The sequence below is a fragment of the Salmonella enterica subsp. enterica serovar Typhimurium str. LT2 genome (genome assembly GCF_000006945.2).
Taxonomy (GTDB): domain Bacteria; phylum Pseudomonadota; class Gammaproteobacteria; order Enterobacterales; family Enterobacteriaceae; genus Salmonella; species Salmonella enterica.
Window position 1 is genome coordinate 4,501,969 of sequence record NC_003197.2, and the last position, 11,635, is coordinate 4,513,603.

Genomic DNA, 11,635 nt, shown 5'->3' on the forward strand with positions numbered 1-11,635 from the left:
AACTATATCACAAAAACCAGCTTGTTCGCCAGATCGGCAATGTATTTTTTGTGCGTTTTATAACCGTATTTTTTGTGTGACTTCTACGCGTCCGTAGAGAAACTGCCGGAAAGCAAAGATGTATTATTACTACTCTTTTATTTTTTTTCGTGAAATTCAGACCTGATAAAAATATCAAGTTATTTATCAAAAGAAAGGAGTAAAGATGTATACCCCATCGTTTACTTGAGTATAAATCTGATATTATCAAAAATATTTAGTGTCCTGCCTGGTATGCGAAAGAGATTGCGCGTAGTTATTAATGGTAAATGTTGATCGGTAAAAGTCTGTTGCTAATATTGATAAATTCATGCACCGTAAACCTCCATTTGGTTCACGTCTTATTTTGCCAACAATAGTCACAAATAATGCAGGGAAATAGGCTGAAAATGAGTCAAAGCACACGACGCAAGGTGTTGAGATTTCTCGGAACGATCATTGTGGTGTTACTTCCTATATTGCTGGCGATCTGGTTTGCTCATATCCGGGCAGTCTCTGAAACCAGAAATCAGTTACATTCATTTGCGCAGTTGGTATTAGATAAAACGGAGCGGGTTATCCTGCAAGCAGATTTAGCCCGCGATGCCGCTGAACAATATCAGGGGCAAGCCTGTACGCCAGCCCATCAACAGCGAATGCTGAATATTATCCGCGGTCGTTTGTACATTAATGAGTTGATTTATGCTAAGGGCCAGCGTTTTCTATGCTCTACGGTTATGACGCCAACAAGTCCTTATTTTATTCCCCGCGCTGACTATAAACGAAAGCCTGACATCGCTATTTATTACTATCGTGATACGCCTTTTTTCAACGGTTATAAAATGACATATATGCAGCGGGGAAACTATGTCGCGGTTATCAATCCCTTATCTTATAGCGAGGTGATGTCAGACGATCCGGCGTTGGCCTGGGGAATGTATGATACGGTGACCAACACCTTTTTCTCCCTGAGTGAACAGGCGCAGGCTGATCAGCTATTACCTTTGGTACGACGGAGTGAACCTGTGTTCCAACAGGGTGAGCGTTTTTATACTCTGGTTAAATCAGCAAAACGACCGGTTGCCGCGATTGTGTCAACCTCAAAGCAACGCTTTTACCAGAACCTCTTTCATCAGCTTACGTTAACGCTACCGTTAGGGATCATCTGTAGCATTATCATCTTATTTATGTGGTCACGATCCCGGCAGGCATATTACTCACCGCGTCGATTGCTGCAACGGGCCATTACCAGGCACCAGCTTTGCCTTCATTATCAGCCGATCATTGATATCCGAAACGGGACATGTGTAGGTGCCGAAGCGCTATTGCGTTGGCCGGGCTATCACGGTCCGGTGATGAGCCCGTGCGAATTTATTCCGCTGGCGGAAAAAGAGGGGATGATTGAGCAGATCACCGATTATGTCGTCGAAGAGGTATTTAATGATTTAGGTGGTTTTCTGGCCGCGCACCCGCATCTTTATGTCTCTATCAATCTCGCTGCCGCCGATTTTCTCTCTTCCCGACTAATTGTGATGATTCATGAAAAAACGCGTCAGCATTCAGTGCTTGCGCAACAGATAAAGGTTGAAGTGACTGAGCGCGGATTTATTGATGTGCCTAAAATGACGCCGATTATTCAGGCGTTTCGCCAGGCGGGATACGAGGTGGCAATTGATGACTTTGGTACCGGCTATTCGAACTTGCATAACCTGTACTCATTAAATATCGACCTTTTAAAAATTGATAAATCTTTTGTCGACACGCTAACCACTAATAGCGCCAGCCATTTGATTGTGGAACATATTATTGAAATGGCGCAAAGTTTGCGGCTAAAAATCATTGCTGAGGGGGTTGAAACGGCTGAACAGGTTAGCTGGTTGCTAAAACGCGGCGTTCAGTATTGTCAGGGATGGCACTTTGCGAAGGCGTTACCACCGCAGGAATTCATCGCCTGGCTACAACAAACGCCCGCGCCTCTGACGATACGCGGGCAGACGCCCTACAGGCGGTGACGGTAATCGCTGGGAGTGCGATCGAACTCGCGGCGGAATACACGCGAGAAGGTTTGCTGCGATACATAGCCCAGGTCCATCGCGATATCAAAAATCGGGCGCTCGGTCGTTCGTAGCTCAACGGCCGCCAACAGGAGACGGCGCTGGCGAATATACTCGCCTAATGTTTGATGCGTTACCGTACGAAACATCCGCTGCAAATACCACTTGGAGTAGCCCGATTTTTTTGCCACCACATCAATGTTTAGCGGTTGGTCGATATGTTCATCAATCCATTCGATAAGGGTCTGAATTATCTGCTGATGCGACATATTGTTGCCTCTTAAACAGTATTCGATTCGTCGTTTTGTCTGCGGGCGAGTATAATTCCTCAAGTTAACTTGAGGTAAAGCGATTTATGGAAAAAAAATCTCCCCGTTTAAAAGCCTTACTGACGCCGGGGGAAGTTGCGAAACGTAGCGGTGTTGCTGTGTCCGCCCTGCACTTCTATGAAAGCAAAGGGCTAATTACCAGTATCCGTAATAGCGGTAACCAACGGCGATACAAGCGTGACGTGTTGCGTTATGTCGCGATTATCAAGATCGCCCAGCGTATCGGCATCCCGCTGGCAACTATCGGCGACGCGTTTGGTATCTTGCCGGAAGGACATACGTTAAGCGCGAAAGAGTGGAAGCAGCTCTCATCGCAGTGGCGCGAAGAGTTAGACCGACGTATTCATACGCTGGTGGCGTTGCGCGATGAGCTGGACGGTTGTATCGGCTGCGGCTGTTTATCGCGTAGCGACTGTCCGCTGCGAAATCCAGGCGACAGGCTTGGCGAACACGGGACGGGCGCCCGGCTGCTTGAAGATGATTAACATGCACTCGGCCATCGGGCTGAGCTCACCTAAAACTAAAGCGCCGCTAAGGGCGCTTTAGTTTGTTTCCGGTCTTTGTCTTTCGCTCTATCCCGCTGATTACAGGAGGGTTTCCCCCGACGTCAACACCCCTCATATCGAGCACGTGGTGGAGGTTCCGGTTTGTGTTGATACTGTAAGTGTAAGCGACGACGCCCTGTTCGCCAGCGAAATGCTGATTTTTTAGCCGAAATTTTTACGGCAACTGCCATAATTTTCTATAGTTAGTTGGCATACCTTACAGGAGACAGCCATGCTGACGGTGCACCATTTAAATCAGTCTCGTTCGCAGCGCATCTTGTGGGCGCTGGAAGAGCTGGCGTTGCCTTACCAGATTGTGCGTTACCAGCGTGAAAAGACCATGCTGGCGCCGCCGGCATTGAAAAAAGTGCATCCGCTGGGCAAGTCTCCGGTTATCGAAGATCACGGTATGGTTATTGCGGAATCGGGCGCCATCCTGGAATATTTGCAGGACACTTACGACAGTATCGGACGCTTTAAACCTGCGGATGCGCAGGGGAAACAACACTATCGCTTCTGGCTACATTACGCTGAAGGTTCTCTCATGCCCTTGCTATTGATGAGACTGCTCTTTACCTCTCTGGGTAAACCGCCGGTACCATTGGGCCTGCGAACGTTGGGCGGCGTTATCGGTAAGGGCGCGCAAAAAGCGTACCTCAATCCGCAACTGGAAACCCATGCGCGCTTTATTGACGGGCATCTGGCAAATCACCCCTGGTTTGCCGGAGAGCAGTTAAGTATGGCGGATATCCAGATGAGCTTCCCGCTATTTGCGCTGCTTGCCCGAGGCGGAATCGCTCATCTCGACCATATCAACGCATGGAAAGCGCGGGTAGAAATGCGTCCAGCCTGGCAGCGAGCGATTCAGCAGGGCGGTCCGTTTACCATTCCCGGCGGATAATGGCGTTTTTGTGAGCAGATTGCGCAACGTATTTGCTAACAGCGATGCGAAAAATTGTTGCTGGATTGCGCAGGGACGATAACGTTTGCGCATCGTCTGGCGATTTATTGAGCATACTAAGCAGAAAAGCATAAAAAGCGGCAAAGTTCAGTTGAAAAAGCGTTGATGATCGCTGGATAATCGTTTGCTTTTTTTTGCCACCCGTTTTGTATACGTGGAGCTAAACGTTTGCTTTTTTGCGGCGCCCCGGTTGTCGTAAATGTAGCACAAGGAGATAACGTTGCGCTGTTAGTGGATTACCTCCCACGTATACCGACGAATAATAAATTCTCAGGGGATGTTTTCTATGTCTACGCCTTCAGCGCGTACCGGCGGTTCACTCGACGCCTGGTTTAAAATTTCACAACGCGGGAGCACCGTTCGCCAGGAAGTCGTTGCTGGCTTAACCACGTTTCTCGCGATGGTTTACTCCGTCATCGTGGTGCCAGGGATGCTGGGTAAAGCCGGGTTCCCGCCTGCTGCCGTCTTTGTAGCGACCTGCCTGGTCGCAGGCGTCGGCTCTATTGTTATGGGGCTTTGGGCGAATCTGCCGCTGGCTATCGGTTGCGCTATCTCGTTGACGGCGTTTACCGCGTTTAGCTTGGTCCTGGGGCAGCATATTAGCGTCCCGGTCGCGCTTGGCGCCGTATTCCTGATGGGCGTACTGTTTACCGTTATCTCCGCCACCGGCATTCGTAGCTGGATTTTGCGTAACTTGCCGCAGGGCGTGGCCCACGGAACCGGTATCGGTATTGGCCTGTTTTTGTTGCTGATTGCCGCCAACGGCGTCGGCCTGGTCATTAAAAACCCGCTGGATGGCCTGCCGGTCGCGCTGGGCGATTTCGATACCTTCCCGGTGATTATGTCGCTTGTGGGTCTGGCTGTTATTCTCGGTCTGGAAAAGCTGAAAGTCCCCGGCGGCATTCTGTTGACCATTATTGGCATTTCTATTGTGGGTTTGCTCTTCGATCCTAACGTCCATTTTTCCGGCATTTTCGCCATGCCTTCGTTGAGCGATGAAAACGGCAACTCGCTGATCGGCAGCCTGGATATTATGGGCGCGTTAAACCCTGTCGTTCTGCCAAGCGTACTGGCGCTGGTGATGACGGCGGTGTTTGATGCGACCGGCACGATTCGTGCGGTCGCAGGGCAGGCTAATCTGCTGGACAAAGACGGACAAATTATCGATGGCGGCAAAGCGCTAACCACCGACTCACTGAGTAGCGTTTTCTCCGGCCTGGTCGGGGCGGCGCCAGCCGCGGTGTATATCGAGTCTGCGGCCGGTACGGCGGCGGGCGGTAAAACGGGCCTGACGGCGATTACCGTGGGCGTGCTGTTTTTGCTGATCCTGTTTCTTTCGCCGCTCTCTTATCTCGTTCCCGTCTATGCAACTGCCCCGGCGCTCATGTATGTCGGTCTGCTGATGCTGAGTAACGTGGCGAAAATCGATTTTGCTGATTTCGTCGATGCGATGGCGGGGCTGGTAACGGCCGTATTTATTGTACTGACCTGTAACATCGTCACCGGGATTATGATCGGCTTTGCCACGCTGGTCGTCGGGCGTCTGGTTTCCGGCGAATGGCGTAAACTGAATATCGGGACTGTCGTCATTGCGGTCGCGCTGGTCGCTTTTTATGCCGGCGGCTGGGCTATCTAGCTCTGCCTTCATTCTGAAAAACGGGCGGCGTTGGCCGCCCGTTTTCATTTTCAGGACACATCACGTTACCTTTTGCGTTAATCTGAAGAAGGTGAAACCGAGGCATGATGCCTCTCTCCATCATAAAAAACATCGCAAACAGGGAACGCATGGAAATTTTCTTCACAATACTCATCATGACCCTTGTGGTCTCGCTGTCGGGGGTATTTACGCGTGTATTACCCTTCCAGCTTCCTTTACCCCTTATGCAGATCGCCGTTGGCGCGCTGTTGGCGTGGCCGACGTTTGGTTTGCATGTGGAATTCGACCCGGAACTCTTCCTGGTGCTGTTTATTCCGCCGCTGCTGTTTGCGGATGGCTGGAAAACGCCGACCCGTGAATTTCTTGAGCATGGACGAGAGATTTTCGGGCTGGCGCTGGCGCTGGTCCTGGTAACGGTCGTTGGAATCGGCTTCCTGATTTATTGGCTGGTGCCCGGCATTCCGCTGATCCCCGCCTTTGCACTGGCCGCCGTGCTGTCGCCGACCGATGCGGTAGCGCTCTCCGGAATTGTGGGCGAGGGGCGTATCCCGAAAAAAATCATGGGCATTCTGCAGGGAGAGGCGTTAATGAACGACGCCTCCGGTCTGGTATCGCTGAAATTCGCCGTCGCGGTGGCGATGGGGACGATGGTCTTTACCGTCGGCGGCGCGACGCTGGAATTTTTTAAGGTCGCTATCGGCGGTATTCTGGCGGGTTTTGTAGTCAGTTGGCTGTATGGCCGCTCGCTGCGTTTTTTGAGCCGCTGGGGTGGCGATGAACCCGCGACTCAAATCGTCCTGCTGTTTCTGCTGCCCTTCGCGTCTTACCTGATTGCCGAACATATTGGCGTCTCAGGCATCCTGGCCGCGGTTGCCGCCGGGATGACCATCACCCGTTCTGGCGTAATGCGCCGCGCGCCGCTGGCAATGCGTTTGCGCGCGAACAGTACCTGGGCGATGCTGGAATTTGTCTTTAACGGTATGGTCTTTCTGCTGTTGGGACTGCAATTGCCAGGGATTCTGGAATCTTCGCTGGCGGCGGCGGAAGCTGACCCGAATGTCGAAACCTGGATGCTCTTTACCGATATCGTGCTGATTTATGCGGCATTGATGCTGGTTCGCTTCGGCTGGCTGTGGACCATGAAAAAGTTCAGCCTGCGCTTTTTGAAGAAGAAACCGATGGAGTTCGCCAGCTGGACGTCGCGTGAAATTCTGATTGCTTCCTTCGCTGGCGTTCGTGGGGCGATCACCCTGGCTGGTGTGCTCTCTATACCGTTACTTTTGCCGGATGGCAGCGGATTTCCGGCGCGTTATGAACTGGTATTCCTGGCGGCTGGCGTCATTCTGTTCTCGTTATTTGTCGGCGTGATCATGCTGCCGCTGCTGTTGCAACATCTGGAAGTCGCCGATCATGCGCAACAGTTGAAAGAGGAGCGTATCGCCCGCGCGGCGACGGCGGAAGTGGCGATTGTCGCCATTCAGAAAATGGAAGAGCGTCTGGCGGCGGATACCGAAGAAAACATCGATAATCAGTTGCTTACTGAAGTAAGCTCACGTGTCATTGGTAACTTGCGTCGCCGTGCCGATGGGCGAAACGATGTCGAAAGCTCCATACAGGAAGAAAACCTGGAGCGACGTTTCCGTCTGGCGGCGCTGCGTTCCGAGCGCGCCGAGTTGTATCATCTGCGCGCCACGCGAGAAATCAGCAATGAAACATTGCAAAAGCTGCTGCACGACCTGGATTTGATGGAAGCGCTACTGATAGAAAATCAGTAGTCCTTGTGGCCCGGTGGCGCCATGCTTTCCGGGCCTACAAGTAGGCCGGATAAGGTGCTTGCGCCGCCATCCGGCAAGGGTCTTAACCCATGGCTTACGGTTGTTTCAGCCAAAACCCTTCGCAACAGGTTAACCATGCCCGGGCGCTGTGCGACAGATACACGCCCTCTCGCCAAATCATGCCCAACTGCCAGCGGAGATCGCTTTCCAGCGGTAGCCAGCGCAGCGTGGCCTTATCCAGACGCTGACAAATCGGCTCCGGCAAAATGGCGATGCCGACGCCCGCTTGCACCATGGCGGCGAGAAAATCCCATTGCCCGCTGCGCACGGCAATCCGTGGTTTTACGTCATGCTGGCTAAATAAGGTCATCAACTGGCGGCTCAGGGCAAAGTCTTCGTTATAGATAAGAAGAGGATGCTCCGCCAGAGCTTCAGGCGCGATGGAGTCGCCGGTTGTCCACTGACCGGAACGGGGAACCAGCACGCACAGCGGATGGCTGAACAGCGATAACGTCGTCAGCCCGCTCGCTTCTTCCACCGGGAGCGCGGTCATCGCAACATCCAGCTCGCCATTCATTACCGCCTGCTGTACCGTCAGGCCGCCAAACTCCGAAATTTTGAGTTCAACGCCAGGGTAGCGTTGTCGAAACAAACTGATTGGCCCGGCCATCAACATGCCGACCATCGGGGGAATACCCAGCCGCAGCACGCCCTTATTGAGATGGTTAATATCGCTCAACTCGGCCTCTAACTGGCGAAACTCAGCGAGGATCGCCAGACCGCGTTCAAACACCACGCGTCCGGTATCGGTCAGCAATAACTTACGTCCGTCGCGGATCAGTAGCGTACAGTTAAGCTCATCTTCAAGATTTTTCAGCATTTTGCTAATGGTGGGCTGGGTGACAAATAACTTCTCCGCTGCGCGGGTGAAACTTTGCTGGCGCACCACCTCGACAAAATAACGCAGCGTTCTGATATCCATGATTATTCCTTCCGACTATGCCTGCAATGATTTTAATTCATTTCTGCCCGTGACGGAGGTTCTCTATACTGGCGCTCCGTATTATTTTTCAGGACATTCCCTCATGGCTGTGGCGATAAGCCGCGTTACGCCTGCCGTTGTGCAACGACTCCAGGTACCGGTTCAGGTACTGCTCTATGCAGGTTTATTCATTTTTTCCCAATATCTTGTCTCCTGGCTGCACCTGCCGTTGCCCGCGAATCTGGTCGGCATGGTGCTTATGTTGGCGCTGATCGTTTGCCGGATTATTCCGCTTAGCTGGGTACGCGCAGGCGCACGCTGGCTGCTGGCGGAGATGCTGTTATTCTTTGTTCCCGCCGTCGTGGCGGTAGTGAACTATGCCCATCTGTTACTGGTGGACGGCTGGCGCATTTTCTCGGTGATAGCGATCAGTACCTTAATGGTACTCGGCGCGACGGCGTGGGTGGTGGATAAAGTGTATCGCTATGAGATGAGCAGGCTAAACCGTGAATAACGTTCAGTTAAGCGTACTGTGCCTGGTGATTACGCTGGGAATTTATTTCGCCAATAAGCGCCTGTATCGCCGTTTTCGCAAATTGCCGTTGATGCCATTAGTGCTGACGCCGGCACTGCTGGTGTTAATGCTGGTGTTCGGTCATATCTCCTGGCAAAACTACATTGGTGAATCGCACTGGCTATTGTGGCTGCTCGGCCCGGCGACCATTGCCTTTGCGGTGCCGGTGTACGATAACCTCGCGATTATCAAACGTCACTGGATGTCGCTCACCGCGGGCGTAGTGACGGCGACGGTGGTGGCAGTCACCAGTTCCGTTTGGCTGGCGCGTCTGTTCACGTTATCGGATGAGATTCAGCGTAGTCTGGCGGTACGTTCCGTTACCACGCCGTTTGCGCTGGCGGCGGCAGAACCCCTGGGCGGGCAGCCAGATCTGGTGGCGCTGTTCGTGGTCGTCACTGGCGTGTTTGGCATGGCGGTCGGCGACGCGCTATTTTTGCGTCTCTCTATCCGGGAAGGCATGGCAAAAGGGGCAGGATTCGGCGCGGCGTCACATGGGGCGGGCACGGCGCGTTCCTATGAACTTGGTCAGCAGGAGGGCGTCGTCGCCAGTCTGGTAATGATGCTGTCCGGCGTGGTGATGGTGCTGGCAGCCCCGCTGGTGGCGAGGGTGATGTTCTGATTTTCCTCCGACCCACAGGGCCGGAGGAAACGGTAAGATTAATGCGCACGCCCTTGTTGTACGCCGAATCCCGTTTGGGAGCGGATAAACTGAGCGCGGAACTGCTCACGTTCACGGTTGCCTTCTGCCGAGTTATCGGTGGCCGAGAAGAACCAGATCCCCAGGAACGCCACGCTGATAGAGAACAGCGCCGGATACTCATACGGGAAGATCGCTTTTTCGTGGCCGAGGATCTGCACCCAAATGGTAGGGCCAAGAATCATCAGCACCACCGCTGTCAGTAAACCTAACCAGCCGCCCAGCATAGCGCCGCGCGTGGTCAGTTTTGACCAGTACATGGAAAGCAGAATGATGGGGAAGTTGCAGCTCGCGGCGATAGCAAATGCCAGGCCCACCATAAAGGCGATGTTCTGATTTTCAAACAGGACGCCGAGGATAATGGCGATCACGCCCAGCACCAGGACGGTGATTTTCGACACCTTCAGCTCTTCACGTTCGGTTGCGCCTTTGCGGAACACGTTGGCGTACAAGTCATGCGACACCGCCGATGCGCCCGCCAGCGTCAGACCTGCGACCACCGCCAGAATGGTGGCAAACGCCACTGCCGAAATAAAGCCGAGGAACAGGTTGCCGCCTACCGCGTTGGCCAGATGCACCGCCGCCATGTTATTGCCGCCAATCAGCGCGCCTGCGGCATCTTTATAGGCGGGATTCGCCCCCACCAGCATGATAGCGCCGAAGCCGATAATAAAGGTCAGAATGTAGAAATAGCCCATAAAACCGGTGGCGTAGAACACGCTCTTGCGCGCTTCGCGGGCATCGCTGACCGTAAAGAAACGCATCAGAATATGCGGCAAGCCGGCGGTGCCGAACATCAGTCCCAGACCCAACGACAATGCCGAAATCGGATCTTGCACCAATCCTCCTGGGCTCATAATCGCCGTGCCTTTCGGGTGTACCGCCATGGCTTCGGTAAACAGATTATTGAAGCTAAAGCCGACGTGTTTCATCACCATAAAGGCCATAAAACTGGCGCCAAACAGCAACAGGACGGCTTTGATAATTTGCACCCACGTTGTCGCCAGCATCCCGCCGAACAGCACGTACATCATCATCAGCACGCCGACCAGCACCACAGCGATGTGATAGTTGAGGCCGAACAGCAGTTCAATCAGTTTACCGGCGCCGACCATTTGGGCGATGAGATAAAGCGCCACCACTACCAGGGAGCCACAGGCCGAAAGAATACGGATTGGCCCCTGTTTCAGGCGATAAGAGGCAACGTCAGCAAAAGTATAACGTCCCAGATTACGCAGGCGCTCGGCAATCAAAAACAGGATGATTGGCCAGCCGACAAGGAAGCCCAGCGAATAGATCAGCCCGTCATAACCGGAGGTAAACACCAGCGCGGAAATGCCGAGAAATGACGCGGCAGACATATAGTCGCCGGCAATCGCCAGGCCGTTCTGGAACCCGGTGATATTGCCGCCAGCGGTGTAGTAGTCGCTACGGGAACGTACGCGTTTAGAGGCCCAGTAGGTAATACCGAGCGTAAACACGACGAAAATCAAAAACATGATAATCGCCTGCCAGTTGGTGGGCTGGCGTTCAACCGCGCCGCTAATGGCATCCGCCGCATGAGCGGCGAAGGGGAGTGCGGCGGCAAGCGCCGTCAGAACTCTCTTCATAATACTTTCACCTCATGCAGTACGGCGTTATTAAGACGATCGAATTCGCCGTTCGCCCGCCAGATATAAATTCCGGTCAACACAAAAGAAATCACAATCACCCCGACGCCAATGGGAATTCCTCGGGTGACGCTGGTTCCCGCATGTAGAGGCGTGCCCAGCCAGCCAGGCGCGAAGGCGATCAGTAAAATAAAGCTGATATAAACCGCCAGCATGATAACCGACAGAATCGTGGCAAACCGTTGCCGTTTTTCAACTAATTCCCTGAAACGCGCACTGTCTTCTATCCGCTGATAAATTTGGTCATTCATCACAGAGCTCTCCAGAGGTCCCCCTGCGTCTTTCGCGCTACAGGCGCGTTGGCCGCACTCGCGCGCCCCAGCCACATAGTGAACTTGAACTATGCTGCTGAGGGTGTGCTCGCTTGCCG

At 53.2% G+C, this 11,635-nt stretch carries 11 protein-coding genes and 17 other annotated features; of the genes, 7 read left to right on the plus strand and 4 right to left on the minus strand.

All coding sequences use genetic code 11. From position 1 onward, the window contains the following. The first annotated feature begins 410 nt into the window (after positions 1–410). Positions 411–416 (plus strand) — a ribosome-binding site (putative RBS for yjcC; RegulonDB:STMS1H004164). Next, the gene (gene yjcC, locus STM4264; RefSeq protein NP_463129.1) for a putative diguanylate cyclase/phosphodiesterase occupies positions 411–2,030 on the plus strand. Within the gene, positions 429–2,030 belong to an annotated coding region; the region does not span the whole gene. (Overlaps the previous feature by 6 nt.) Here yjcC and soxS read toward each other — a convergent pair. Continuing rightward, the gene (gene soxS / locus STM4265) for a transcriptional activator of superoxide response regulon (protein ID NP_463130.1) occupies positions 2,018–2,436 on the minus strand. Within the gene, positions 2,018–2,341 belong to an annotated coding region; the region does not span the whole gene. The genes yjcC and soxS overlap by 13 nt on opposite strands. After that, positions 2,347–2,352 (minus strand) — a ribosome-binding site (putative RBS for soxS; RegulonDB:STMS1H004165). Its footprint overlaps the gene before it by 6 nt. Next, positions 2,366–2,374: a -35 signal (putative -35_signal for soxR; RegulonDB:STMLTH004662), on the plus strand. Between soxS and soxR the strand changes: the two genes are divergently transcribed. The 4 genes from soxR to yjcE all read left to right on the plus strand — a co-directional run bounded on the left by soxR (position 2,366) and on the right by yjcE (position 7,339). Beyond that, positions 2,366–2,886, plus strand: a protein-coding gene (gene soxR, locus STM4266) for a redox-sensing transcriptional activator SoxR (RefSeq protein NP_463131.1). Within the gene, positions 2,428–2,886 belong to an annotated coding region; the region does not span the whole gene. The two genes, soxS and soxR, sit on opposite strands and share 71 nt — an antisense overlap. Further along, positions 2,390–2,398 (plus strand) — a -10 signal (putative -10_signal for soxR; RegulonDB:STMLTH004662). (Overlaps the previous gene by 9 nt.) Further along, positions 2,398–2,418, plus strand: a protein binding site (putative binding site for SoxR, RegulonDB: STMS1H000364). Its footprint overlaps the feature before it by 1 nt. Then, positions 2,410–2,418, minus strand: a -10 signal (putative -10_signal for soxS; RegulonDB:STMLTH004661). It overlaps the preceding feature by 9 nt. Then, positions 2,413–2,418, plus strand: a ribosome-binding site (putative RBS for soxR; RegulonDB:STMS1H004166). Its footprint overlaps the feature before it by 6 nt. Beyond that, positions 2,421–2,443 (minus strand) — a protein binding site (putative binding site for SoxR, RegulonDB: STMS1H000365). Further along, positions 2,428–2,436: a -35 signal (putative -35_signal for soxS; RegulonDB:STMLTH004661), on the minus strand. (Overlaps the previous feature by 9 nt.) A gap of 284 nt (positions 2,887–3,170) precedes the next feature. Further along, positions 3,171–3,176: a ribosome-binding site (putative RBS for STM4267; RegulonDB:STMS1H004167), on the plus strand. After that, positions 3,171–3,847, plus strand: a protein-coding gene (locus tag STM4267; protein ID NP_463132.1) for a putative glutathione S-transferase. Within the gene, positions 3,179–3,847 belong to an annotated coding region; the region does not span the whole gene. It overlaps the preceding feature by 6 nt. A 331-nt stretch (positions 3,848–4,178) precedes the next feature. Beyond that, positions 4,179–4,184 (plus strand) — a ribosome-binding site (putative RBS for yjcD; RegulonDB:STMS1H004168). Further along, positions 4,179–5,543 (plus strand): putative xanthine/uracil permease family gene (gene yjcD / locus STM4268; protein ID NP_463133.1). Within the gene, positions 4,194–5,543 belong to an annotated coding region; the region does not span the whole gene. Its footprint overlaps the feature before it by 6 nt. A 139-nt stretch (positions 5,544–5,682) precedes the next feature. Continuing rightward, positions 5,683–5,688 (plus strand) — a ribosome-binding site (putative RBS for yjcE; RegulonDB:STMS1H004169). Then, positions 5,683–7,339, plus strand: a protein-coding gene (gene yjcE, locus STM4269; protein NP_463134.1) for a putative CPA1 family Na:H transport protein. Within the gene, positions 5,693–7,339 belong to an annotated coding region; the region does not span the whole gene. It overlaps the preceding feature by 6 nt. A gap of 94 nt (positions 7,340–7,433) precedes the next feature. Here yjcE and STM4270 read toward each other — a convergent pair. Further along, the gene (locus STM4270) for a putative LysR family transcriptional regulator (protein NP_463135.1) occupies positions 7,434–8,328 on the minus strand. Within the gene, positions 7,434–8,321 belong to an annotated coding region; the region does not span the whole gene. Then, positions 8,323–8,328, minus strand: a ribosome-binding site (putative RBS for STM4270; RegulonDB:STMS1H004170). It overlaps the preceding gene by 6 nt. Positions 8,329–8,417: 89 nt before the next feature. Continuing rightward, positions 8,418–8,423 (plus strand) — a ribosome-binding site (putative RBS for STM4271; RegulonDB:STMS1H004171). On the opposite strand from STM4270, the gene STM4271 reads away from it, so the two are divergent. Further along, positions 8,418–8,835 (plus strand): putative inner membrane protein gene (locus tag STM4271; protein NP_463136.1). Within the gene, positions 8,425–8,835 belong to an annotated coding region; the region does not span the whole gene. It overlaps the preceding feature by 6 nt. Then, positions 8,822–8,827: a ribosome-binding site (putative RBS for STM4272; RegulonDB:STMS1H004172), on the plus strand. It overlaps the preceding gene by 6 nt. Continuing rightward, positions 8,822–9,517 (plus strand): putative inner membrane protein gene (locus STM4272; RefSeq protein NP_463137.1). Within the gene, positions 8,828–9,517 belong to an annotated coding region; the region does not span the whole gene. The genes STM4271 and STM4272 overlap by 14 nt, the downstream gene beginning before the upstream one ends. A 38-nt stretch (positions 9,518–9,555) precedes the next feature. On the opposite strand, the gene yjcG is transcribed toward STM4272, so the two are convergent. Together yjcG and yjcH are read right to left on the minus strand one after the other, a co-directional pair. After that, positions 9,556–11,219, minus strand: a protein-coding gene (gene yjcG, locus STM4273) for a putative SSS family transport protein (protein ID NP_463138.1). Within the gene, positions 9,556–11,205 belong to an annotated coding region; the region does not span the whole gene. Continuing rightward, positions 11,202–11,531 (minus strand): putative inner membrane protein gene (gene yjcH, locus STM4274; protein ID NP_463139.1). Within the gene, positions 11,202–11,516 belong to an annotated coding region; the region does not span the whole gene. The genes yjcG and yjcH overlap by 18 nt, the downstream gene beginning before the upstream one ends. Further along, positions 11,214–11,219, minus strand: a ribosome-binding site (putative RBS for yjcG; RegulonDB:STMS1H004173). Its footprint overlaps the gene before it by 6 nt. Continuing rightward, positions 11,526–11,531: a ribosome-binding site (putative RBS for yjcH; RegulonDB:STMS1H004174), on the minus strand. It lies within the gene yjcH. Positions 11,532–11,635: the final 104 nt, after the last annotated feature.